This is a genomic window from Neoasaia chiangmaiensis, assembly GCF_002005465.1.
Taxonomy (GTDB): Bacteria; Pseudomonadota; Alphaproteobacteria; order Acetobacterales; family Acetobacteraceae; genus Neoasaia; species Neoasaia chiangmaiensis.
In genome coordinates this window covers 589,759-614,337 of record NZ_CP014691.1, presented here as the reverse complement: position 1 = coordinate 614,337, position 24,579 = coordinate 589,759, and the positions used below count along the sequence as shown (strand labels likewise).

Annotated in this window: 22 protein-coding genes; 17 read left to right on the top strand and 5 right to left on the bottom strand. The window is 60.0% G+C overall.

Annotated features, from left to right (window positions below; genetic code table 11):
* Positions 1 to 36: 36 nt before the first annotated feature.
* The 4 genes from proS to A0U93_RS02980 are packed head-to-tail and all read left to right on the top strand — an operon-like array spanning position 37 to position 4,023.
* A complete protein-coding gene (gene proS / locus A0U93_RS02995; protein ID WP_077806036.1) occupies positions 37 to 1,353 on the top strand; it encodes a proline--tRNA ligase in 1,317 nt (438 codons plus the stop codon).
* Positions 1,353 to 2,600 (top strand): lipoprotein-releasing ABC transporter permease subunit, encoded by a 1,248-nt coding sequence (locus A0U93_RS02990; protein WP_077806035.1) that lies wholly within the window; start codon positions 1,353 to 1,355, stop codon positions 2,598 to 2,600. Before proS ends, A0U93_RS02990 begins: the two co-directional genes overlap by 1 nt.
* Positions 2,593 to 3,273, top strand: a complete 681-nt coding sequence (locus A0U93_RS02985) for an ABC transporter ATP-binding protein (protein WP_077806034.1) — start codon at positions 2,593 to 2,595, stop codon at positions 3,271 to 3,273. The genes A0U93_RS02990 and A0U93_RS02985 overlap by 8 nt, the downstream gene beginning before the upstream one ends.
* Positions 3,274 to 3,318: 45 nt before the next feature.
* Positions 3,319 to 4,023: a CBS domain-containing protein gene (locus A0U93_RS02980; protein ID WP_077806033.1), complete on the top strand. Its 705-nt coding sequence runs from the start codon at positions 3,319 to 3,321 to the stop codon at positions 4,021 to 4,023.
* On the opposite strand, the gene A0U93_RS02975 is transcribed toward A0U93_RS02980, so the two are convergent.
* Genes A0U93_RS02975 through A0U93_RS02955 form a run of 5 tightly spaced genes read right to left on the bottom strand, consistent with a single transcriptional unit; the run spans position 4,020 to position 9,603 of the window.
* On the bottom strand, positions 4,020 to 5,339 hold the full coding sequence (locus A0U93_RS02975) for an ABC transporter ATP-binding protein (RefSeq protein WP_077806032.1): 1,320 nt from the start codon (positions 5,337 to 5,339) through the stop codon (positions 4,020 to 4,022). The genes A0U93_RS02980 and A0U93_RS02975 overlap by 4 nt on opposite strands.
* A gap of 1 nt (position 5,340) precedes the next feature.
* Entirely contained in the window at positions 5,341 to 7,029 is a 1,689-nt protein-coding gene (locus tag A0U93_RS02970) for an ABC transporter permease subunit (RefSeq protein ID WP_077806031.1), read from the bottom strand.
* Between the two features lie 33 nt (positions 7,030 to 7,062).
* Positions 7,063 to 7,542 carry a dUTP diphosphatase gene (dut, locus tag A0U93_RS02965; RefSeq protein ID WP_077806030.1) on the bottom strand — a complete coding sequence of 160 codons (480 nt, stop codon included), beginning with the start codon at positions 7,540 to 7,542 and terminating at the stop codon, positions 7,063 to 7,065.
* A 47-nt stretch (positions 7,543 to 7,589) separates the two neighbouring features.
* Positions 7,590 to 8,807: a bifunctional phosphopantothenoylcysteine decarboxylase/phosphopantothenate--cysteine ligase CoaBC gene (coaBC, locus tag A0U93_RS02960; protein ID WP_077806029.1), complete on the bottom strand. Its 1,218-nt coding sequence runs from the start codon at positions 8,805 to 8,807 to the stop codon at positions 7,590 to 7,592.
* Positions 8,808 to 8,820: 13 nt separating this feature from the next.
* Positions 8,821 to 9,603, bottom strand: a complete 783-nt coding sequence (locus A0U93_RS02955; RefSeq protein WP_077806028.1) for a class I SAM-dependent methyltransferase — start codon at positions 9,601 to 9,603, stop codon at positions 8,821 to 8,823.
* A 30-nt stretch (positions 9,604 to 9,633) separates the two neighbouring features.
* On the opposite strand from A0U93_RS02955, the gene mutM reads away from it, so the two are divergent.
* The 13 genes from mutM (at position 9,634) to thiE (ending at position 24,503) form a co-directional block, all read left to right on the top strand.
* Positions 9,634 to 10,482 (top strand): bifunctional DNA-formamidopyrimidine glycosylase/DNA-(apurinic or apyrimidinic site) lyase, encoded by an 849-nt coding sequence (mutM, locus tag A0U93_RS02950; RefSeq protein WP_077806027.1) that lies wholly within the window; start codon positions 9,634 to 9,636, stop codon positions 10,480 to 10,482.
* A gap of 164 nt (positions 10,483 to 10,646) precedes the next feature.
* Positions 10,647 to 10,916: a 30S ribosomal protein S20 gene (rpsT, locus tag A0U93_RS02945; protein ID WP_077806026.1), complete on the top strand. Its 270-nt coding sequence runs from the start codon at positions 10,647 to 10,649 to the stop codon at positions 10,914 to 10,916.
* Positions 10,917 to 11,211: 295 nt separating this feature from the next.
* Positions 11,212 to 12,636 (top strand): chromosomal replication initiator protein DnaA, encoded by a 1,425-nt coding sequence (gene dnaA / locus A0U93_RS02940; RefSeq protein ID WP_077808287.1) that lies wholly within the window; start codon positions 11,212 to 11,214, stop codon positions 12,634 to 12,636.
* Between the two features lie 131 nt (positions 12,637 to 12,767).
* Positions 12,768 to 13,892, top strand: a complete 1,125-nt coding sequence (dnaN, locus tag A0U93_RS02935) for a DNA polymerase III subunit beta (protein ID WP_077806025.1) — start codon at positions 12,768 to 12,770, stop codon at positions 13,890 to 13,892.
* Between the two features lie 12 nt (positions 13,893 to 13,904).
* On the top strand, positions 13,905 to 15,029 hold the full coding sequence (gene recF, locus A0U93_RS02930; RefSeq protein WP_077806024.1) for a DNA replication/repair protein RecF: 1,125 nt from the start codon (positions 13,905 to 13,907) through the stop codon (positions 15,027 to 15,029).
* A gap of 65 nt (positions 15,030 to 15,094) precedes the next feature.
* Entirely contained in the window at positions 15,095 to 17,548 is a 2,454-nt protein-coding gene (gene gyrB / locus A0U93_RS02925; RefSeq protein ID WP_077806023.1) for a DNA topoisomerase (ATP-hydrolyzing) subunit B, read from the top strand.
* Positions 17,541 to 18,341 carry a DUF3108 domain-containing protein gene (locus A0U93_RS02920; protein WP_245825056.1) on the top strand — a complete coding sequence of 267 codons (801 nt, stop codon included), beginning with the start codon at positions 17,541 to 17,543 and terminating at the stop codon, positions 18,339 to 18,341. Before gyrB ends, A0U93_RS02920 begins: the two co-directional genes overlap by 8 nt.
* A gap of 135 nt (positions 18,342 to 18,476) precedes the next feature.
* Complete coding sequence (gene glmU / locus A0U93_RS02915; RefSeq protein ID WP_077808285.1) at positions 18,477 to 19,844, top strand: bifunctional UDP-N-acetylglucosamine diphosphorylase/glucosamine-1-phosphate N-acetyltransferase GlmU; 1,368 nt, start codon at positions 18,477 to 18,479, stop codon at positions 19,842 to 19,844.
* Complete coding sequence (gene glmS / locus A0U93_RS02910) at positions 19,844 to 21,667, top strand: glutamine--fructose-6-phosphate transaminase (isomerizing) (protein ID WP_077806022.1); 1,824 nt, start codon at positions 19,844 to 19,846, stop codon at positions 21,665 to 21,667. Before glmU ends, glmS begins: the two co-directional genes overlap by 1 nt.
* 220 nt (positions 21,668 to 21,887) lie before the next feature.
* A complete protein-coding gene (thiO, locus tag A0U93_RS02905) occupies positions 21,888 to 22,865 on the top strand; it encodes a glycine oxidase ThiO (protein WP_077806021.1) in 978 nt (325 codons plus the stop codon).
* A 40-nt stretch (positions 22,866 to 22,905) separates the two neighbouring features.
* Positions 22,906 to 23,103: a sulfur carrier protein ThiS gene (gene thiS / locus A0U93_RS02900; RefSeq protein WP_077806020.1), complete on the top strand. Its 198-nt coding sequence runs from the start codon at positions 22,906 to 22,908 to the stop codon at positions 23,101 to 23,103.
* 3 nt (positions 23,104 to 23,106) lie between these two features.
* Positions 23,107 to 23,880 (top strand): thiazole synthase, encoded by a 774-nt coding sequence (locus A0U93_RS02895; protein ID WP_077806019.1) that lies wholly within the window; start codon positions 23,107 to 23,109, stop codon positions 23,878 to 23,880.
* Positions 23,877 to 24,503, top strand: a complete 627-nt coding sequence (gene thiE, locus A0U93_RS02890) for a thiamine phosphate synthase (protein ID WP_077806018.1) — start codon at positions 23,877 to 23,879, stop codon at positions 24,501 to 24,503. Before A0U93_RS02895 ends, thiE begins: the two co-directional genes overlap by 4 nt.
* The last annotated feature ends 76 nt before the right edge of the window (positions 24,504 to 24,579 follow it).

Sequence of the window (24,579 nt, the reverse complement as noted above, 5' to 3'; positions counted from 1 at the left end):
CCGACATCCGGCTTGTTTGAATAAAGGCTTTTGCTCATGCGCTTGTCACGCGCCTTTCTACCGACGCTCAAGGAAGTTCCTGCCGAGGCCCAGATCGCCTCGCATCGTCTGATGTTGCGGGCAGGCCTGATCCGTCAGACCTCTGCCGGAATCTATGCCTGGCTTCCCGCCGGTCTGCGGGTTCTGCGCAACATCGAGCGTATCGTTCGTGAAGAGCAGAATGCTGTTGGCGCTCAGGAAGTCCTGATGCCGACCATCCAGTCGGCGGAGCCGTGGCGGCAGTCGGGTCGATATGACGCGTATGGCCCGGAAATGCTGCGCTTGCGGGATCGTCAGGATCGCGAGCTGCTCTATGGTCCGACGAACGAGGAGGTGATTACCGATATCTTCGGGCAATCCGCGAAGTCCTATCGTGAATTGCCGCAGATGCTGTATCAGGTTCAGTGGAAGTTCCGTGATGAGTTGCGTCCACGTTTTGGCGTGATGCGTGGCCGGGAATTCCTGATGAAAGATGCCTATTCGTTCGATGCGACCTATGAGGCAGCAGTTGCATCCTATCGCCGTATGATGCTGGCCTATCTTCGGACGTTCCAGCGTCTGGGCGTTCGTGCGGTGCCCATGGTCGCGGATACGGGACCGATTGGTGGCAATCTCAGCCATGAGTTCCTGATCCTTGCACCGACTGGCGAAAGCGGCGTGTTCTATGACGCGGCGCTGGAAGAGCAGGACTGGCTGGCGCAGGATGTGGACATCGAAGACGATCGCAGCCTGGAGACATTTTTCAATCAGGTCACACAGTCCTATGCGGCGACGGATGAAATGCACGATGCGCAGGCCTGGGAAAAGGTTCCGGAAGCGCAGCGCCGCGAGGGACGCGGTATCGAAGTCGGGCACATCTTCTATTTCGGGACCAAATATACCGAATCGATGGGTGTTTCCGTGACGGGGGCCGATGGTGCGCCGTTTCATCCTCAGATGGGTTCCTATGGTATCGGCGTGTCCCGTCTGGTGGGCGCGATCATCGAGGCCAGTCACGATGATGCGGGCGTGATCTGGCCCGATAGCGTCGCACCCTTCAGGGCTGCAATCCTGAACCTCAAGCCCGGTGATGCCGATACGGATGCGATCTGTGAGCAGCTTCATGCTGCCGATCCCGAAGCGTTCCTCTACGATGACCGATCCGAACGTGCCGGCGTCAAGTTTAACGATGCGGATCTGATGGGCCACCCGTGGCAACTGATCGTCGGGCCGCGTGCGGCAAAGGAGGGCAAGGTGGAGGTCAAACGTCGCGCGACGAATGAGCGCTTTGAACTCTCCGTTGCCGAGGCGTTGGCGAAGGTTCAGACAGCCTGATGTTCGGCCGGTTCGAGCGCATGGTGGCCGGGCGCTATCTGCGTGCCCGGCGTGGCGAGCGCTTTGTCTCGATCATCGCGATTTTCTCGTTGATCGGGATCGCGCTTGGCGTTGCCACGCTCATCATCGTCATGGCCGTGATGAACGGCTTCAAGGCCGACCTCATGAGTCGCATTCTTGGCCTGAATGGCGATCTGACCATCTTCGGCGCCGGACAGACGATCTCCAGTTATCAGGACAATGTCGCGGCGATACGACAGGTGCCGGGCGTGACGCGCGTGACGCCGATGGCGGAAGGTACCGTCCTGATCAGCGCAGGCAGCTTCTCCACCGGTGGCGTGGTCCGAGGCATTACGCCGGATGGCCTGAAGGACCTTCATGCGCTGAGCGACAATATCGATGCCGGTTCGCTCGCGGCATTTCAGGGTGATGACGCGGTGGCGATCGGTTCGACCATGGCCATGCATGCCGGTCTTTCCGTGGGTGACAAGATCACGTTGTTGTCGCCGAACGGCAAGGCGACCCCCTTCGGGACCATGCCGCGGATCAAGGCCTACCGTGTGGCACTGATCTTCAATGCCGGCGTCAACGATTATGACAGCAGCGTGGTGCTGATGCCTTTGGCGGCCGCGCAACGTTTTTTGATGCTGCCCGATGCGGTCTCCCTTATCCAGGTTTCGACGACCGATGCCCTGACGGTCCGTCCGGTCACGCGGGCAATCGCCGAGCGGTTGGACGATCCCCGCCTGCGCGTCATGGACTGGACGCAGAGCAACAACGCTTTTCTGGGCGCGGTGACCGTTGAACAGAACGTCATGTTCCTGATCCTGACGTTGATCATCCTTGTGGCGGCGTTCAACGTGATCTCGTCCCTGATTATGATGGTGAAGGACAAGACGGGTGATATCGCCGTGCTGCGCACCATTGGTGCCAGCCGTGGCGCCGTCATGCGCATCTTTCTGATGTGCGGTGCCTTTGTCGGGGTGACAGGCACGGTTCTGGGGACCGGGCTGGGAATCGTTTTCTGTCTCAACATCGAGCGGATCCGGCAGGCGCTTCAGCATCTGACCGGAACCAACCTTTTCGATCCGACAGTTTATTATCTCGAGCGTCTGCCGGCGAAGCTTGTCTGGTCACAGGTGATCGAGGTCATGTCGATGGCGTTGCTGCTTTCGCTTCTGGCGACGCTCTACCCATCCTGGCGGGCGGCGCGCACTGATCCGATCGAGGCGTTGCGTCATGAGTGAGACCATTCTCCGCCTTCATGGCATCGTGCGTCGTTTCCATTCGGGCGATGAGATGCTGACCATTCTCAATGGGGCCGACCTCTCGCTGCGCCCGGGAGAGATCGTGGCACTTGTCGCGCCGAGTGGGACGGGTAAGTCCACGCTGCTGCATCTTGCCGGATTGCTGGAAGCCCCTCAGGAAGGCGAGGTATTGATCGACGGCAACGCGACGAAGCACCTTTCGGACACGGGAAGGACGGCGTTGCGGCGCGACAGGATCGGTTTCGTTTATCAGTTCCATCATCTGCTGGCGGAATTTACGGCGCGCGAGAACGTGGTGCTGCCACAGCTGATCGCCGGGGTCAGTCGAAAAGACGCCGAGGCTCGGGCGGACGATCTTCTCAAGCGTTTCGGGCTCGGGCACCGCCTGCATGCCTTGCCGGGCAAGTTGTCCGGCGGCGAGCAGCAGCGCACGGCCATTGCCCGTGCCCTGGCGAACCGTCCGCGCTTGCTGTTGGCCGATGAGCCAACGGGCAATCTCGATATCCATACATCCGACATCGTATTCGAGGAGTTGCTGCGCATCGTGCGTGAAGAGGGTGTTGCCGCGCTGATCGCAACCCATAACGATGCTCTTGCGGCACGTATGGACAGGATACTGACGCTGCGCGACGGTGTCGTCGTGCCCGTCTAGACCGGGCATATCGCTCCGGGGATTTGAAGCGAGAGAGGATCGGTCATGCGTGTCGTCGAAGTGATGTCTCGTCATGTTGTCACGACGACACCCGCGTCCCCGATCCTCTCGGCAATCTCCGACATGCTTGCCCATCATGTGAGTGGCCTGCCCGTCGTGAACGACCATGGCATTCTGGTCGGCATGGTGACGGAAAGCGACTTCCTCGAGCGGGCCGAACTGGGCGCCGGGGGTGTTCCGAATTCGTTATGGGCGCGTTTCGAGCATGGACGGAATGCCATGGCGTTCGTGCAGTTGAACGGGCGGCTCGTTCAGGATGTGATGACGGAAAATGTTCTGTCGGTCGGGATCGACGCCGATTTGCAGGAAGCGGTGGCGATCATGCGCGAGCATGGTGTCAAACGTGTTCCAGTGCTTCAGGACGGGCAACTTTGCGGCATCGTGAGCCGACGCGATCTTATGTGCGTTGTGAGGGACAGTTTGCAGCATGGCGTGCCGCCGCTGGCCGACGATGAGATTGTCCGGCGATTGCAGGCATTATGCCGGACGACCCGCTGGGCGCCGCACGATATCGATGCGCGTGCCCAAGCTGGCAAAGTCAGCCTGTCCGGCGTTGTGCGCGATGAAGCGGATATATCGGCATTGCGCGTCATGGCGCAGAATCTGCCGGGGGTGAAAGCCGTGGACACCGGCGGTCTTTTTCTTCTCTCGCCCGGGACGGGATATTCGCGCCCCGAGGACCTCGACTAGCCGAGACTCTCGTCGTCGAGGCTGAACTGGTCGGCTTCCTCGTCGAAATCGAACAATTCAGCATAACGTGACCAGTTGATGGCCGTCTGAAGCGTCTGTTGTGCGTAGCCTGGCGACATGCAGGTTTCGAGTTCCTGACGGAAGCGTTCCGCGCCGACGATGTGGTTCGGGCGTTCGTCCAGAACCGCGCGGATATTTCGAATAAGCGGGATTGAATGCAGGAGTGCCGCGCGCATGATCTCCTTGCGTTCGTCCTGTTCGGACTGGACGAAGCGCAGACCGTCATCCGTCAACAGGATGTCGCCGTCTTCCAATTCCGCAAGTGTAAGAAGCTGAAGCGATTCGCCCAACGGAAACAGATCGTCGAGCGCCATCTGGAGGCGCTCTGCCAGAAGTGGCAGATCCGCGCGCCCGTTGAGCGGTGCGGCTGACAGCGTCTCCATCAGTCCGACAAGAACATTGATCGATAGAGCCGGCAGCACGATCGACATAGGAGATGGCGCGGATGTCGAGCCGGTTTCCTCGTCCGCTTCCGAAACGAGCGGAGCCCGGCGGGTCATCAAGGTATAGATGTGATCCACGAACAGGCGGAATGTCTCGTCATCGCGATTGCGCGGGTGATCGAACGGGACTTGCAACTCGTGAGAAATGCGACCGGGATTGGACGAGAAGAGCAGGATTCGGTCGCACATGAGCACGGCCTCTTCCACATTATGGGTGGCGATCATCATGGAGCGGATCGGCAGGCGTTTCTCGGACCAGAGTTCGATGAGGTCGGTCCGAAGGTTTTCCGCCGTCAGCACGTCGAGTTCCGAAAACGGCTCGTCCATCAGGAGCAGGTCCGGCTTCATGACCAGTGCACGGGCCAGTCCCACACGCTGCTGCATCGCGCCGGACAGCTCCTTCGGATAAGCGTTATCGTAGCCGCCCAGGCCGAGGAGATCGATAATATCATCGCTCAACTGCTCGCGCTCGGCGCGAGGCAGACGTTTGGCTTCCAGCCCCAATGAGACGTTCTGCTTGGCGGTGAGCCACGGAAACAGCGCGAAGTTCTGGAATACCAGTCCGATTTCCGGGGTTGGTGCCGTCAATGGCGCGTCTTTCCAGAAAATCCTACCCTCGCTCGGCGCGAGGAGGCCGGATGCGATACGCAGCATCGTCGACTTGCCGGAGCCCGCACGGCCGACAAGCCCGACGATCTCACCCGGTCCCAGATCGAAATTGACGTCCTCAAGGACCGCGAAATCCGTCGCGCTTTCCTTGGGATAGGTTTGCCGACAGGCCTGGATCGACAGCAGGGGGGCGGTTTCATTCATATCAGGGCGAAGGATTCGTGAAGTTGAGCCGCTTGGTAATCTGCGCGCGCAGAGGCTCCCACAACAAGTGACGCGCGGCTGCGACGGTAATTGTCATGACGGCGGCTCCAAGGATGACCTGCGTGCCGTCGCCGCGTTGTATTCCCTGACCGATGAATGTGCCTAGCCCCGGAACACGGAGCGACGTTCCTCGCCATGGGATCAGTTCCACGACGATAGCGGCATTCCAGCACCAGAAAGAGGCTACCGCGCAACCGGCGGCAATGTCACCAGCCAATCCGGGGATCAGGAGGCGTCGCCAGAGAAGTGTTCCGCGCAGGTTCAGATTACGTGCCGCGCGCAGAAGGTCGACGGGTAGGGAGGTCATGCCCTTGATAACGTGGAGGATGAGGCGTGCGGCGCCCCCGATAAACAGTAGCATCAAGGCGCGGAATTCCGCTTGTAATGGTGCAAAGGAAAGAATCAGCCATCCTGCAAGCGGATATAGAATATTGGCCGGGAATATGCGGAAGAAACGCACGAGGGGGACGAAAAGGTGTTCCCGCCGGGGCTTCATGGCGATCCAGATGCCTGTCGGCACGGCGATCAGTGATGCGAAGCTCAAGACCAGGGCGATCCGCAGCAGCGTGAAAACCTCATTTTCTGTCGCCAAAGCCATGTCCCGAAGGTCAGGTGCGCCATGATGCGTGACGACAGTATGTAAAAGGACCAGTGCGCCACCCAGCGCAATTGCTGATAATGTAATCTGCGCTGCGGGCATGGTCGAATGACGTTCCGGCTCATTGCGCCTCGGCCGCGTGCCCCAGCGAAACGTCCCGAACGAAACGATGGCACGCTTGATATGCTGGGATACAATCCGAAGCGGACGATAACGCCGCCAAAGCGCGAGCATCCAGGGGTCACCTGTGGTCGTCTTTCCGGTATGCCGATATCGCATTGACCAGGCGAGAGTTGGCTGACGGAAAAACTGATCCGTAACGACGACACAAAGCGCCATCAGCAAGGCCACGGTCAGCAGGAGACCGATATGGCCATGGCGTGCAGCCAGGCCCGCGATGACGCCGATGCCAGTTGAATGGGACGATGCGCCTGGCAGAAACATTTCCCCGGCGATCAGTACGATCCATGCGGCCGGTAGCGCCAGGAAGAAATCCGAGAACAACTGAGGCACAGCGAAGGGAATCTCGACGCGCCAGAGTCTCTGCCATGTCGTGAGGCCAAGGCTTCTGGCTGCGGCGTCGAATGTCGATGGCAGTCGGCCGCAGGCCTCGACCAGTGCGAAGCTTGCGCGCCATGCAAAAGGAGCGGCCGTGGCAGCGATAACCGCCACGTTGGCGCTGTTTGGAGCAATATCGGAGGTGATGGCAAGAAGGACGGCCATGAGTGCCAGTGGCGGTGTCATGGCCAGAATGCGCATGAGGGGCGAGAGTATCGCGCGACCAAGACGACTTTTGGCCATGACGATGCCGCATGAGATCGAGGCGGAAAACCCGATTGCCAGGGCCGTCAGCATGCGTCCCATGGTGGCAAGTGCGCTCAAGAGGCACTCACGCAGATCGATGCCAATCGTTTGCCGGGCGACGGGTGTCGGCATATCCCGATGCCATCCGGTCGCAAGCCAGAGCAGCGCAATGAAGAGGATCGCGCCGAAAAGCCAGTCCGACCGGCGTGCAGAAGCGGATGACGCCATGCCGTTCAGCGCTCCGTCGAACCGGTCAGGCGATCAGGCAGGGTCGACGGGGACGGCGACAAACCCGGTACTCCCAAAGCCTGCGGTGCCACGCGCGGTTTCATCCAATGTGTCTACTTCCTCCCACGACAGACGGACGACCGGTGCAAGAACAGCCTGTGCGATACGCATGCCGCGCACCAGGATGAAGGGTTCGCTGCCGGCATTCATGACAATGACGCCAATTTCCCCACGGTAATCCTCGTCTATCGTGCCCGGCGCGTTCGGCAGGGTGATGCCATGACGCAAGGCCAATCCGGATCGAGGGCGGATTTGCAATTCGTAGCCGCGCGGCAAGCCGACTTTCAATCCCGTCGGGACGAGTGCGCGGGCGCCGGGCTGCAACTCGACGGGTTCGGTAATCGCGGCTTGCAGATCAAGTCCCGCGGCGCCCGCGCTGGCATAATGAGGCAGGGCCAGATCCTCGGCCTGCGGGAGCCGAACGACCTGAACGGGAATGGTCGGGTGCGTCATGATTGAACTTGATCCGATAACGGGGGTGAAGGGCAAGTGTCGGTTTATCACCCATCGCCGACGAGATGCCTGGCGATCAATGTCGCCAGTCTCGCCGCGACGGCATTTTTAGGCATTCTCGGCCATGGATCCACGCCTGCTTCGGACACCAGCGAAACCTGATTTTCCGCACTCCCGAATATATCGGCGCCCGGACTTACGTCATTGGCGACAAGCCAGTCACAGCCTTTTCTCTGCCGTTTATGGACGGCATCTGCCAGATGTGCATCGGTTTCCGCAGCAAATCCGACGACCAGTTGGGGCCGTTCGGGGCCAGGTCGGGATATCTCCGCCAGGATATCGGGGTTCTCGATGAGTTCGAGTGCCCGAGGGGTGACAGGTGTCTTTTTGAGTTTGACCGTGCTGGGAGCTGTGGGACGCCAATCGCCCACGGCCGCCACGCATACGGCAATGTCGACAGGCAAGGCTCTCCGGCAGGCAGCAAGCATTTCCCGTGCCGTCTCGACATCGATACGCTGAACGCCTGCTGGGGTTGGCAGGGTCGTCGGACCACTGACGAGGGTGACGTCGGCACCCATGTCATGCAGGGCCGCAGCGATGGCGTAACCTTGCTTCCCGGAAGAGCGATTCGCGATGAAGCGTACCGGGTCGATCGGTTCGTGTGTCGGGCCTGCCGTCACCAGCGCCTTTCTTCCGATAAGCGGCCGATCCGCCGAGCGGGGCGCGGCAAGAAGCATGGCGATGCGCGTTGCGATTTCGTCCGGTTCGGTCAGTCTTCCAGGGCCGAACTCTCCGCAAGCCATGTCGCCGTCGACCGGCCCGACGAACTGGATGCCGCGTTGTCGGAGAACGGCGACGTTGTCCTGAGTGGCGGGATGCGTCCACATACGGACGTTCATGGCAGGCGCCACGAGGACAGGCGTATCGGTAGCGAGCAGAAGCGTCGTCGCGAGATCGTCGGCGATACCCGCGCGCATCCGGGCCAGGAGATTGGCGGAGGCCGGACAGACGACGACCAGATCGGCACTTCTGGACAGGGCGATATGCCCGATCTCGCTTTCGGCAGTTGGTGAGAACAGGGTGTCGTGGACCGGCTCACCAGCCAATGTCTGCACGGCGAGCGGCGTTACGAAATGCTTGGCCGCGTCCGTCATCACGCAGGTGACGGCGATATGGCGGCCGCGCAGATTGCGGATTAATTCCAGACATTTATAGGCGGCGATGCCGCCGCCGATGATAAGCAGAACACGGGAGCCGGCGTGCATGGCGGGTAGCCGCTTACAGCCGCCAGCCGGAGTGAATGGCCGCGATACCGCCGGAGAGGTTCTGGTAGCTTACATGGGAAAGGCCGGCTTCACGCATCATCTCCGCGAGGGTCTCCTGATCGGGGAAAGTACGAATGCTTTCGGCCAGATAGCGATAACTTTCCGAATCCTTGGCGATCATTGCGCCCATGCGCGGAAGAACACCGAACGACCAGGCGTCGTAGATGGGAGACAGCGCCGCGACCTGGACATGCGAAAACTCCAGGCAGCAGAAGCGGCCGCCCGGGCGAAGGACGCGACGGGCTTCCCGCAGTACGGCACTCTTGTCGGTGCAGTTGCGCAGGCCGAAAGCGATGGCGACGCGATCGACGCTCGAATCGGGCAGGGGAATGGTTTCCGCGTCCACCACGCAGAACGTCAGATCGGAGATGACACCACGTGTTGCCGCGCGGTCGCGCCCGACAGAGAGCATGGCGGCATTGATATCCGTCAGCATCGCCGGTCCGCCACCGCCGCGCAGCCAGCCGAAGCTGATATCGCCCGTACCGCCTGCCAGATCGAGAAGCTTGAGGTTCGCGCGCGGGGCAAGGGTTGTCAGGAAAATGCGCTTCCAGACTCGATGGATGCCGAGGGACATCAGGTCGTTCATCACGTCGTAGCGCTGTGCCACGCTATCGAAGACGGCACGGACCAGCGGCTTCTTTTCCGCGCGGGGAACGGCGCGATAACCGAAATCGGTCGTCTCGGCGTCCGAAGCGGCGGGATGCGATAGGCGGGGATCGGCATTGTCGGTCATGCTGTCCTCGATATAGTGTCACGCGCAGAGATGCCAGAGCTTCCCGAAGTCGAAACCGTTTTGCGCGAACTCCGTGCCGCACTTGAAGGGCAAACGCTCAGACGCGTTATTGTGCGGCGTGATTCCCTGCGTTGGCCGATTCCAAAAGGATTTGCGAGTCGCACGGAAAGACGAAAGGTTGTGTCCCTGCGGAGGCGCGGCAAATACATCCTCATCCGTCTGGATAGCGATGACAGTATCCTGCTTCATCTTGGTATGTCCGGTCGCATACGGATCATGCGCGCCGAAGGTGTGGACTTTGTGCGCCATGAGCATGTCGTTCTGGAGACAGATGGCGGGCTTCACATAGGTTTCGTCGATCCACGGCGGTTCGGCGCCCTGGATCTGATGCCGACCACCGATGAGGACATGCATCCCCTGCTGGCGAAGATCGGACTGGAACCCTTAGGGCCCGATTTCACGACGACACGACTGGCGGCGCTCCTGAGAGGGCGCAAGGGGCCGATCAAGACAGTGCTGCTCGACCAGAGGCTGATTGCCGGTCTCGGTAATATCTATGTCTGTGAGGCCCTGTTTCGTGCGGGCATCCATCCTGAAATCCGCGCCTGCGATGTCGCGGCTGATGCGGTTGTCCGGTTGGCAGCCGTCATTCCCGTCATACTGGAGAACGCAATTGCGGCTGGCGGCTCATCGTTGCGCGATTATGCGCGGACCGATGGGAAAAGCGGTGGCTTTCAGGATCTGCATCAGGTCTATGGTCGGGAACACGAAGCCTGTCCCGATTGTCCGGGGCAGCCGTTATGCGCCGGCATCCGGCGGATCGTGCAGGCCGGGCGTTCGACATTCTATTGTCCGCAACGCCAACATCCGGCTTCATGAGACAGCATGATCGCACAAGATACTTGACGACGATCCATCAGCTGGACTAAACGCGGCGCTTCGCTGGCCGACGTCGTTCGATGATGTGCGACAATCAGGCTGGCAAATTGAATTGTCGCATATGCGACCATCCTGAGCCGAACGGGCAGAACTGAAGAGACGTCATGGCCAATAATGCATCGGCGCGTAAGCGCATCCGTCAGAACGAGCGTCGCCGCGAGCGCAACGTTGCGCGTGTTTCGCGTATGCGTACTTTCGTGAAGAAGGTCGAGTCAGCCATCCTTTCCGGTGACAAGAACCTTGCGAACGAAGCGCTTCGTGCGGCACAGCCGGAAATGCAACGCGCTGCGGGCAAGGGCGTCATTGCTTCCAACACGGTGAGCCGCAAGATTTCCCGTCTTTCTGCGCGCATCAAGGCTCTCGCTACGGCGTGATCCAGTTATTGGGCGATAGCGCCCAATAATAAATAATAATGTGCTGTTGGTTTGAAAGCCGGATCGCGCGATAAAACTGGCACTGCCTGACCGGGTGGTGCTTTTTTTATTTGTGCCGGATTGTCGGTTAGTTGATTTAATGTGGCGCGGTACCGTTGTCGCTTGCTTCGATACTCCGCGTTCCGTATCTTGAGTTTTGGGGCAAGCGATCGATCAGCCATTTTCCGGTGGGATCGAAGCTCTGTCATATCTTCAATGAACGTCGGGGGAAGAGATGGCAGACGACGCGTCGCATATGCATCTATCGGCAGCGTCGGATGATGTTCGCGTTTCAGGGGAAAATCTTACTCACCACTGGGAGCGGGTCAGGGATCGTCTGAAAGGGGAAGTCGGAGAGGTCGAATATCGGACCTGGCTGACACAGATCATTCTGGGTCCGCTGGAAGAAGATGAGGTAACGCTTCTTCTGCCGACGCGCTTTCTGCGTGACTGGGTCCGGGGACAATATGGTGACCGGCTACAGCAGCTCTGGCGTGCGGAATGTCCTCTCGTCCAGCGTGTCGAATTGCAGGTAAAACGCGGAGCAACAGTTCCCACGCCGGTCTCTGCCGTGACGGCTTCGGCGGTCATCCCGGACGAGGTGCCTGCCGCACAGATTTCCACGTCGCAGCCGCCAGTTGCAGAGATCAGGAACGATCTTGCCGCGCCGCTGGATCCGCGTTTTACCTTCGATAGCTTTGTCGTCGGCAAGCCGAACGAATTTGCCTATGCATGCGCGCGCCGCGTTGCCGAGAAGCCTTCCAGTCCCGGTTTCAACCCGCTTTTCCTTTATGGTGGCGTTGGGCTGGGAAAGACGCATCTCATGCATGCGATCGGTTCCGAACTCACGAAGGGCGGACAGGTATCGGTTGCTTATATGTCCGCCGAGAAGTTCATGTATCGGTTCATCGCGGCCATTCGTTCGCAATCGACCATGGAGTTCAAGGAGCAGCTGCGTTCGGTCGATGTGCTGATGATCGACGATTTGCAGTTCCTGATCGGCAAGGACAACACACAGGAAGAATTCTTCCACACGTTCAACGCGTTGGTCGATGCCGGGCGGCAGATCATTGTAAGCGCGGATAAATCGCCGTCGGATCTCTCCGGGCTTGAAGATCGTCTCCGCACGCGGCTTGGATGCGGCATGGTGGCGGATATCCATGCCACGACTTTCGAACTGCGCATTTCCATCCTTGAGGCGAAAGCCCTGGCTTCCGGCGTGACGGTGCCAGGCAAGGTGCTGGAATTCCTCGCTCACAAGATCACATCCAATGTGCGTGAGCTCGAAGGGGCGCTAAACAGGCTCATTGCACACGCCAATCTGTTTGGACGTCCGGTGACGCTTGAGAGCACACAGGAAGTGTTGCACGATATCCTCAAGGCGCATGATCGGCGCGTGACCATAGAGGAAATCCAGAGGAAGGTTGCCGAGCATTGGAACATCCGCCTGACCGACATGTCTTCCGCACGGCGCGCGCGGGCCGTGGCGCGGCCCCGGCAGGTTGCCATGTATCTCGCCAAGCAGCTGACGAGCCGCTCACTGCCGGAGATCGGTCGCAAGTTTGGCAACCGTGACCATACGACTGTCATGCATGCGGTGGCACGCGTGGCGGAGATCATGGAGCGTGATACTGCTTTTGCGGAAGATGTCGAACTGCTGCGGAGAATGCTGGAAGGCTAAGGAAGGCTGGGGCGTCGTCACGCTTTTCGAGGCGAGGTTGGTCTGCTAGGATAGGTGGACATCAGACGACCAGCTTTAAGGCGCTTCGGTCGGATATCATTCCTGATCAGGTGCTGAGGATCCACGACCCCATGAAATTCAAGGCCGACCGCTCCACGCTTATTCGAGCACTTGCTCATATTCAAAGCGTGGCGGAGAAGCGCAATACGATCCCGATCCTGGCGAATGTTCTTCTTTCCGTTGAGGATGGCACGCTTCGTCTGACAGCGACGGACATGGAAATTGCGGTCGTTGAGGAAGTGGCGGCCGAGGTTCTCCGTCCCGGCGCGGTGACGGCACCGGCCGCCGTTCTGTATGATATCGTCCGAAAGCTGGCCGACAATTCGGTTGTGGAACTGGATCATCCAGGAAGCGATGCGCCGCTTGCCTTGCGGGCGGGGAAATACGCGACGAGCCTGAATGTGCTGCCGGTCGATGATTTCCCCTCCATGGTCGCGGGTGATCTTCCCAATACGTTCCGGATTGCAACCGCCACGCTGCGTGGCCTGATTGACCGAACCCGCTTCGCGATTTCGACGGAAGAGACCCGTTATTATCTCAATGGTATTTTCCTCCATGTTGCGGAAGGTCCGCTCGGGCAGATGCTGCGCGCCGTTGCGACGGACGGGCATCGTCTGGCACGCGTCGAGACGGAGGTTCCCGCTGGCGCCGAGGGTATGCCGGGCGTCATCGTGCCTCGGAAAACCATCAACGAACTGCGTAAGCTGCTCGACGAGGGCACGTCGGACATCGAAGTCAACCTTTCCGACACGCGGATTCAGTTCCGTGCCGGGTCGGTTTTGCTGACGTCGAAGTTGATCGACGGTACGTTCCCTGAATATGAGCGTGTTATTCCCAAAGGTAACGATCGGATCCTTCGTGTCGGCAAGCGGGATTTCGCCGATGCCGTCGGGCGCGTGGCGGCCATCAGCCAGGAACGTTCGCGCCCGGTCAAGCTTTCGGTCTCGCCAAACCTGCTGACGCTTTCCGCCATAAGTCCCGATCAGGGCATGGCGAAGGAAGAGCTCGACGAGAATAGCGTCGTCTATGATGCGCCGCCGATCGAGATCGGGTTTCAGGCGCGTTATCTGAATGACATTACCGATCAGATCGAGAACGAAGTCGAGTTTGCCTTTGCGGACAGCGCAGCGCCGACTCTGGTGCGTGATACGAACTCGCCGTCGGCTCTGTATGTTCTGATGCCCATGCGGGTGTAGTGTCGGTATTTCTTGCAGATACAACGCCTCGCACTCACGAACTTTCGTAACTACGCTCATCAGGTCTGGAAGCCACGGCACCGGATTTCCGTTCTGACGGGAGAAAACGGCGCAGGTAAGACGAACGTGCTGGAGGCGGTGTCGCTTCTCGCGCCGGGGCGCGGGCTCCGTGGTGCCAGCCTGACGCAACTGGCACTGCATGGCGCGAGCGAATGGGGTGTCGCGGCGCAAGTCCTTGCCGGCGGCATGCTTGTTGATCTGGGTACGGGCAACGACCTGAAGGGCGGGACGCGTCGCGTTTTTCAGCTGGACGCTCAGTCCGTGCGCAGTCAGGGCGATATCGCGCAATTTTTCTCGTGTGTATGGATTACGCCGCAGATGGATCGGCTTTTTACCGATCCGGGCTCAGCACGACGGCGTTTTCTGGACAGGCTGGTCGTTGCGCTTAATCCGCAGCATGCACGGGAGCTGGCTGCACATGAAAGGGCCGTGGCGCAGCGCAACAGATTGCTGGCGGAGCGCCCGGGTGAAACGGCATGGCTGGCGGCCGCGGAGGATTCCATGACCCGTCATGCCATTGCGATAACGGCATCGCGGATGGCGCTGGTCGATGGCATGAACCACACGGCGGGCGATGTTCCCGGATTTCCACGAAGCGATCTCGCGCTCATCTGCCCGATTGGCACGCAGCTCGCCTCGGGCTCCGCCTTGCAAGCCGAAGACTGGCTTCGGGAGAAACTGCGGGCGTCGCGAGACGACGACCGAATGCGTTCCGGTAGCCGCTGGGGGGCGCATCGTGCTGATCTGGGGCTGACGGATCGCGCAAGCGGTCGCTCAGCCGATCAGTCGAGCAGTGGTCAGCAGAAGGCGATGCTGCTGGGGGTCGTCCTGTCGCATGCCGAATTGATCGCGCGGCAACGGGGGGATCCGCCGATCATTCTCCTTGACGAGCCCCTTGTGCATCTGGATGCGCGGCGTCGCGAAGCCTTGCTTGCGGCGCTGCCCGATCTGGAAGCATCGGTCATGCTGACAGGGACGGATCGCCCGCTCTTCGAGTCACTGGAGGGGCGTGCCGCCTTTCATCGCGTATCCGATAACCGTCTAAGCGACGATTCTTTTCCAGAATCAAGCATTTAATATGGTTCATTGGGCACTGAACGCCTATATTTCAACGGCATTTTCTTATGAGGTCTCACGTCAACATGTCCGAACAAAAAGCGCCGGCCGACACGCAGGAAAACGCTGTCGATGATGCAGACTATGGCGCATCGTCGATCTCGGTCCTCAAGGGACTGGACGCCGTTCGTAAACGTCCGGGTATGTATATCGGCGATACCGATGATGGCTCCGGTCTTCATCACATGGTGTTCGAGATCATCGATAATGCGGTGGACGAAGCCCAGGCAGGGCATGCGACGCGGTGCATCCTCACGCTGAATGGGGATGGCTCGGTCAGCGTGCGTGATGACGGGCGCGGCATTCCGACCGATATGCATGAGGAAGAGGGTGTCAGCGCCGCCGAGGTCGTGCTGACGAAACTGCATGCCGGCGGCAAATTCAACCAGAATTCCTACAAGGTTTCCGGTGGTTTGCACGGCGTCGGCGCGGCTGTTGTCAACGCCTTGTCCGAGTGGATGGAGGTCCGCATCTGGCGGCAGGGGATGGAGCATACCATCCGCTTCCAGCATGGTGAACGTGATGCGCCGCTTTCCGTCGTTGGCGCAAGCGATGAGCCGCGCGGAACGCTGGTGACGTTCAAGCCCAGCAAGGCGACCTTCACCAGGGTGGACTTCGAGTTCAGCATCCTGGAACGACGGATGCGCGAACTGGCGTTCCTCAATTCCGGGCTGACGATTGTGCTTCGGGATGAGCGTCATGCCGAGGCACGCGAGACAACCTTCTTCTATGAAGGCGGTCTCGCCGCTTTCGCGGAATGGCTGGATGCGTCCAAAACGCCTATTGTCTCACCACCGATCACGGCGTCTGTCGATCATGCGGAAAGCGGCATCAAGGTCGAGTTTGCCCTGACGTGGAATGACAGTTTCCATGAGACGATGCTTTGCTTCACCAACAATATTCCCCAACGCGACGGTGGTGCTCATCTGGCTGGCTTCCGGCAGGCTCTGACACGTATCGTCGGTCGCTATGCCGAGGCGAACAGCAAGCGCGAGGCGGGGTCGCTGACCGGCGAGGACATGCGGGAAGGCATGACGGCCGTGTTGTCGGTCAAGGTGCCGGACCCGAAATTCTCGTCGCAGACGAAAGACAAGCTGGTATCGTCGGAAGTGCAGCCTGTCGTGCATGTTGCGGCGGCAGACGCTATCGGACATTGGTTCGAGACACATCCCAAGGAAGCGAAGGCGATCGTTGCGAAGGTCATCGAGGCGGCTGCGGCGCGCGATGCCGCGCGGCGTGCACGTGAACTGACGCGTCGCAAAGGCGTGTTGGACGTCTCGTCGTTGCCTGGGAAGCTGGCGGATTGTCAGGAGCGCGATGCGGCCAAGGCTGAGCTGTTCATTGTGGAGGGTGACTCGGCTGGCGGCACGGCCAAGCAGGGCCGGGACCGGCGTTTCCAGGCGATCCTGCCGCTTAAGGGTAAGATCCTGAATGTCGAACGGGCACGTTTTGACCGAATGCTGGGTTCGGCGGAAGTTGGAACGCTGATTACCGCGCTAGGCACTGGCATTGGGCGTGGTGAGGTGGATCAGGGCGGTTTCTCGATCGACAAGCTGCGCTACCACAAGATCGTCATCATGACGGATGCTGACGTCGATGGCTCGCATATCCGCACGCTTCTGTTGACATTCTTCTTCAGGCAAATGCCGGAACTTATTGAAAACGGTTATCTTTATATTGCGCAACCGCCGCTCTATCGTGCCAAGCGCGGCAATGAGGAACGCTATCTGAAGGATGATGCCGCGCTGGAGCAGTATCTGCTCGACAAGGCACTGGCCAATGCAAGTCTCTCCTATCATGATGGTCGGGAACTGACCGGCGGGGCACTCAACGACAATGTGCGCTGGCTCGGTCGTGTGACGCAGACGCTTCAACGGATTGCGACCAAGGTTCCGACATGGATATTGGAGCAGGCGCTCATCGCGCGTGCCATATCCCTGAATGTGGAAGAGGCACAGCTTCGGGCGCCCGACCTGCAGGCGCGGCTGGATGCGGCATCGCCAGTCAGCGAGCGCGGCTGGAAAGTCGTTCCAACGGATCGGGGCGAGTTGCGTCTCGCACGCAGTGTGCGTGGTGTTGGCGAAGTTTACACCCTGGATACCGTCCTGCTTCGCTCGGCCGAGGCTCGCTGGCTTGCTGGGGAAGAAGAGCGGTTGGCTCGGGACTTCGATCGTCCTGCCACGCTGACGCTAGACGGCCATGTCTATACGATGAATGGGCCGGCAGCCCTGTTCGAGCGGGTGCTGGCGCAAGGCCGTCGCGGTCTGGCGATCAATCGCTTCAAAGGGCTGGGTGAAATGAACAACGAGCAGTTGTGGAACACGACGCTCGATCCCGCCACGCGTATTCTGTTGCAGGTGAAAATCGGCGATGTTGAGGACGCCGGGCAGGTTTTTTCGACCCTGATGGGCGACGTGGTTGAGCCGCGACGTGACTTCATCGTCGGTAACGCCCAGAAAGTTGCTAACCTTGATGTTTGATAAGTGTCGCGTGCTTGGGTTCGCCTTGCTTGGCATGATGGGGATTGCGGGACATGCATATGGTGACGACGGTCAGATTGGCGCGCCATATGCCGTTTACACCCATGGTTTTCATGTTGCGGATGCGGATGCGAATTATCGTCTAACCGATTGGGGTTACGGCATAAATACGCATATCAAGGCTGGCGGATTGCTTAGTCTGTTTCTGCGGATGGATGTTTCGAGCAGCGCGAACGGTCGTTTCATCAACGGTTCCGCTGAACCCGTGCAGTATTCGAGCGGGGGCTACTCGCGCGGACAATCTCGTTCCATCGTCATTCATTATGATAACTGGACCCCGACGGTCACGACCCTTCAACCGAAGGAGCCGGACCGGGAAACTGTTCCCGCATCGGACCTTCCGAACGCGATCGATACGCTGAGTGCGATGGCACTGCTTCTGAGTACATTGCAGCACACGGGCCATTGTGACGGCTCCGCGCGCGTGTTCGATGGATTGCGCCTGACAATGATGAAGGCGCACGGTCCGACACCTACGATCATTCCGACCGAAACGGGAGAGGTCTTTCGCGGGGCAGGCCTGCGGTGCGATTTCATCGGGCAGCAGACGGCTGGTTTCGTCAAAGGATCGTCTCATCTGAATGAGATGAAGGCTGCGCATCCCGGGGCTGCGTGGTTCCAGAATGTGCCGGGCGTTGGTCTGGTTGCCGTTCGCATCGAATTCGACCATCCGAAAATGGGGAAAATCATCGCCGTTTTGCAGCGGCGCCCTACGTTATCGCGAGACCACTAGACGCTGCTTTCTGCTGCCAAACACTTGATTGGCGTTCGCGATCATGGGGCGGCGAAAGCCACGCAACAATCGGCAAACGGAAGTGATTTGGCAACGGTTTGACTGGCCTGAATGCTTTGGCTACGCCACACGATCATGAGAGAAAATCACGCTGCGGGTGTCTCCGCTTCTTCCATGCGCAACGCGACGACAGCCGTCATTCTGGCGGCTGGGCTTGGCACGCGTATGTGCTCGGCCCTGCCCAAGGCAATGCATCTGCTGGGTGGTCGTCCCATGATCTCGCATCTGATCGAAACGGCGTCTGCTGTATTCGATTGCGTGGTCGTTGTGATTGGCCCGGAGATGGATGCGCTTGCGCAGGCGTGCGCGCCTCATGCTGTTGTGGTGCAGGCGGAGCGTCTCGGAACGGGTCACGCCGCACGGACGGCGGAAGCATTGTTCGGTGACGGCGATGTGGCCATCCTGTATGCGGATAATCCTCTTATTTCGGGCGAGACAATGCGCGCCCTCCTCGCGGCGCGGGCGCAGCCGGGAACGTCGCTTGCCCTGCTGGCGATGCGCCCGATGGACCCAGGACGTTACGGGCGGGTCGTGGTCGAAAATGGTCGCGTCACGCGTATCGTCGAATGGAAAGACGCCACTGATGCAGAGCGCGCGATCGACCTGTGCAACGCGGGCGTGATCTGTGCAGAGGCGCGTTATCTTCGGGATTGGTTGGCGGAACTGCGGGCCGATAACACTCAGGGCGAATACTATCTGACGGATGTCGTGGCTCTGGCGGCAGAGCGGGGTGTCGTAAGGTTCGTCGAGGCACCGGAAGCTGAACTCGCTGGCATCAACTCCCGTCGGGAACTGGCGCGTGCGGAGGCCGCGCTGCAAGCGCGTCTTCGCGAGGCTGCGCTGGAACGCGGGGTGACGCTCGTGGCGCCGGAAACGGTCTTCTTCAGCACGGATACGCAACTGGATGCTGACGTCACTATCGAGCCGAACGTCGTGTTCGGGCCGGGCGTTCGGGTGCGATCCGGTGCGGTTATTCGTGCATTCAGCCATCTGGAAGGCTGTGACGTCGGAGGGAGCGCCATCATTGGGCCATATGCCCGATTGCGTCCGGGAACGATCTGCGAGGAAGGCTCGCATGTCGGAAATTTCGTGGAGTTGAAGGCTGCCACGCTGGGACGCGGTGCGAAGGCCAATCATCTGACATATCTGGGAGACGCGACCATTGGTGCCCGCACGAATATCGGCGCCGGTACGATCACCTGCAATTACGATGGTTATTTCAAGCACCGGACCATCATCGGCGAGAATGCGTTCATCGGGTCCGACTCAATACTCATTGCGCCGGTGAAGGTTGGGGACGGTGCGTTGGTCGCGGCAGGCAGTGTCATCACGGAGGGCGTCCCTGACGATGCCCTTGCGATGGGACGTGCCCGACAGACAAACAAGGACGGCCGTGCGGCGGTCTTGCGCGACATATTGAAAGCTCGGAAGGAGCAGGGCTGATGTGCGGAATTTGCGGCGTCGTCGGCAATCGTCCGGCAGCACCCCTGATCTTCGAGGCGCTTCGTCGGCTTGAGTATCGGGGCTACGATTCCGCCGGGATCGCTACGCTCGTCGATGGACGGGCGGACCGGCGCCGCGCGGCAGGAAAGCTCGATCACCTCGAAGCTGTTCTGGAAGAGCGACCGCTCTCCGGCACGACCGGCATCGGGCATACGCGCTGGGCTACTCATGGCTCTCCCAACGAGATCAATGCGCACCCGCATGCGGTTGGTCGTGTTGCCGTCGTGCATAACGGTATCATCGAGAACTATGAGGAACTGCGGGACGAACTGACGGCCACGGGCCGTATCTTCACGACGGAAACGGACACGGAGGCCGTCGCGCAACTGCTGGATTATCACCTGGATCGCGGGCTTGAGCCGCGGGAAGCCGCGTTCGCGGTTCTGCAGCGTCTTCAGGGTGCATATGCGCTGGCCATGATCTTCGCGGATCACGAAGGGCTGATTATCGGCGCACGCCATGGTGCGCCGCTTGCTGTCGGGTTCGGTGAGGGCGAGATGTTCCTCGGCTCGGACAGTCTGGCCTTGGCACCGCTGGCGCGACGTATCGCTTATCTTGAAGATGGCGACTGGTGTGTCCTGCGTCGGGACGGCGCGACTTTCTTCGATGTTCGTGGAGAAACCGTCGAGCGGCCTGTCCAGACCGTTGCGCTGATGGCCGGCGCCGTCGGAAAGGACGGCTACCGCCATTACATGGAGAAGGAGCTGCATGAGCATCCCGTGGTGATCGGGCAGACTCTCCAGCGCATGATCGACCCGGTGACACGGCAGGTCGTTTTGCCGACGTTGTCGTTCGATCTGGCAACCTTGCCCCGCGCGGTCATCACGGCTTGCGGATCGGCTTTCTACGCCGGGCTGATCGGTCGTTACTGGTTGGAGGCTGAGGCGCGTCTTCCGGTCGACATCGACGTGGCGTCCGAGCTTCGTTATCGTAACCCGCCCCTCACGGAGGGTGGATTGGGTCTGCTGATCTCACAGTCGGGGGAGACGGCCGATACGTTGGCCGCGCTGCGGGGCTTGCGCAGTGCCGGCCAGCATGTGGTGTCCGTTCTGAACGTCGAAGCCAGTACGATGGGACGTGAGAGCGACGCGGTCCTGGGCATGGTGGCCGGACCGGAGATATCCGTCGCCAGCACCAAGGCATTCACGGCGCAGCTTGCGGTCCTTGCCAGTCTGACGATTGCCATCGCACAGGCGCGTGGCGTTCTGTCGCCCGCGCGACAGCAGCATCTGACGGCGAGTCTGCTCGATTTGCCGTCACGGGCGGCGGAGGTGTTCGTTCAGGGTGATGCTATCCGGGCCATGGCCGCGATCATCGCGGAAGCGCGTGACGTTCTTTATCTCGGGCGCGGTATCTGTTTCCCGGTCGCATTGGAAGGAGCCCTGAAACTCAAGGAGATTTCCTATATCCACGCCGAGGCCTATGCCGCGGGAGAAATGAAACACGGGCCAATCTCCCTGATCGATCGCACCGTGCCGATCGTGGTTATTGCGCCGTCGAACATCCTGTTCGACAAGACATTGTCCAATCTTCAGGAAGCCCGGGCGCGTGGCGGCCGCATCCTTGTATTCACGGATGCCCAAGGTGCCGCGCGGTTGAAAGATCTTGCTGAAGCCATTGTCGTTCTGCCTACTGTCGACGCATTCGTTGCGCCGATCCTCTACACGATACCCGTGCAGATCCTTGCTTATGAGGTGGCGCTTCTGAAAGGCACGGATGTCGATCAGCCTCGCAACCTTGCAAAATCAGTCACAGTGGAATGACGTCGGGCGACAGGACGCGCACGCAAGCGTGACCGCGAATTTTCCTTGGGTTTATTATTAAATTACAATGTTATGTGGAAAATAGTTGAGTCGAATTGTTGGCTGACCGGGATGTCGGACTTGGACGACACCCATGACTCGACTATCCTTTGAAAAGGATGAGTCTGATAGCGCTATCGATGCAACGGCCTTGACGATCACGCCAGTGCGGAGAAGGGGCATGACAGAAAACGGACCCAGCGTTCTTGTTCTTGGCGCAGGGGTTGCCGGTCTTGTGACGGCCGTGACGCTGGCGGAGCAGGGAGCGCGGATCGTCCTGCATGAACGGGGCGCGCGGGTCGGTAGCGGTGCTTCCTGGTTCGCGGGGGGCATGCTGGCGCCGTGGTGCGAGGCTGAATCCGCGCCTGCGGAAGTGACGAGGGATGCCGTCGGCTCGCTTGAGTGGTGGATCGAACATGTGCCCAATGTCCAACGTCAGGGAACATTGGTCGTCGCGCCGCCGCGGGATGTCGGTGAGTTGGGTCGCTTCGGTCGTCGGACCAGTCATTTCGAGACCATCAGTGCGCAGCGTATTGGGCAACTCGAACCTGATCTCGCCGATCGTTTCGATACGGGGCTGTTTTTTCCGGATGAGGGGCATGTCGATCCACGTCAGGCTTTGACCAGCCTGCGTGAGAAATTGCGCAGCCTTGGCGGCGTCATCCGCCTTGATACGAGCGTGACCGATGAGAACTTCGACTGGTATGTCGATTGCACCGGCATGGGCGCGCGGCAGCAACTCGGGACACTCCGGGGCGTTCGTGGGGAAATGCTTCTTTTGCGATGCCCGGAACTGAATTTGCATCGCCCGGTCCGGCTGTTGCATCCGCGCATTCCCGTCTATGTCGTACCCCGGGCCGATAATCTTTTTATGATCGGTGCGACGATGGTCGAGAGCGACGATGAGCGGCAGATTACCGTTCGTGCCATGACGGATCTGTTGAACGCAGCCTATACGCTGCACCCGGCTTTCGCCGATGCGGAGATCGTGGAAGCAAATGCAGGCTTGCGACCGTCCTTTCCGGATAATGTGCCAAGAGTAAGTCGCGACGGACAGAGAATTTATGTGAATGGCATGTATCGACACGGCTTTCTTCTTTCGCCCTCACGCGCGAAGCAGGCGGCGGATATCATTTTCAATGCGGCCGAAGCTGACTGATATGATCCCGATATTGTGGAAACAGACGTAGGAACTCCGTATGCGCATCCTTCTCAATGACGAGCCACGCGAGATCAGCGCTGCCACGGTATCGGAGGCGCTCGGCGAATTGGGCTATGGATCGGCGCGGGTTGCGACGGCTGTGGATGGGACCTTCGTGCCGGTGTCACGCCGTGCGGATTTTCGTCTGACGGATGGAGCCAGTCTGGAAGTCGTCGCGCCGATGCAGGGAGGATGAACCATGAAGTTTTATGACACGGCACTTGCCTCGCCGCTGATGCTCGGAACTGCGCAATACGATAGTCCGGCCATTCTCAGCGAAGCGGTACGGGCTGCGGCGCCGGGTGTTGTCACGGTTTCGCTACGCCGGGAAGCGGCTGCGACGAAGGCCGGACAGGCTTTCTGGTCTCTGATACGGGAACTCGACGTCCCTGTGCTGCCGAATACGGCGGGGTGTCATGGTGTGAAGGAAGCCGTGACGACGGCGCAGATGGCCCGGGAGGTTTTCGGCACGGACTGGATAAAGCTGGAGGTGATCGGGCAGGGCGACCTGCTGCAACCTGACGTATTTGGTCTGGTTGAGGCAGCGCGTATCCTGACGAGCGAGGGGTTCAAGGTCTTTCCCTACACGACGGAAGATCTTGTCGTCGCCGAACGTCTGCTGAGGGCTGGTTGCGAGGTGCTGATGCCATGGGGCGCGCCGATCGGGTCCGGGCGTGGGCTGAACAATCCGTTCGGGCTTCGGGCATTGCGCGCTCATTTCCCTGATGTGCCGATGGTCATCGATGCCGGAATCGGCAAGCCATCGCATGCGGTGGCGGCTTTCGAACTTGGATACGACGCGATCCTGATTAACACGGCGGTGGCGAAGGCGGGCGATCCGGTGGCCATGGCGCGCGCCTTCCGCATGGCCTGTCGCGTCGGACTGGACGCCCGTGCCGCAGACCCGATGCCGGAGCGAGACATGGCGGTGCCCTCGACGCCCACGCTCGGAAAGGCCATGCTGTCCTTATGACACGTCTTCCATCCCCGATTTATCCGGTTGTCGATCATCCACGGTGGGTCGATGTTCTGGGGGGCGCCGGTGCGCGTTTCATTCAGCTGCGGTTGAAGGATCTGGCGCCTGAAGCACTGAGGGCGCAGGTTATGGAAGGGCAGGCTGCGGCGGCTCGTCATAATGTGCGTCTGGTGTTGAACGACTATTGGCAACTGGCCATCGAACTGGGCGTCGATTACGTCCATCTTGGTCAGGAGGATCTGGATACGGCCGATCTGGCGCAGATTCGCGCCGTCGGTATTTCGCTCGGCGTTTCCACGCATTCGCACGCTGAGTTGGAGCGGGCGCTTGGCGTCGCGCCAGACTATGTTGCGCTTGGACCGATCTGGCCGACGAAGCTGAAGAAAATGCCCTGGGGACCGCAGGGAACGGCGCGCCTCACCGAGTGGCGTGAGCGATGTGGGGACATCCCAATCGTCGCGATCGGCGGTGTCACATGCGACCGTCTTTCCGAATGCCTTGAAGCGGGTGCCGACAGCGTCGCCGCGGTGTCTGACTTCATTGGCGCGTCCGATCCGGAGCGGCAAGTCCAACGGTGGCTGGCTCGCGCGGGTAATGTATTGAGGAAAGACGTAGGGTAGCCGCCTTTTCGTCAAAGTGCCTCGCGAAACCCACATTTTTCGCTTATGTTGTTACTTAGAATATAACGATGTGAGT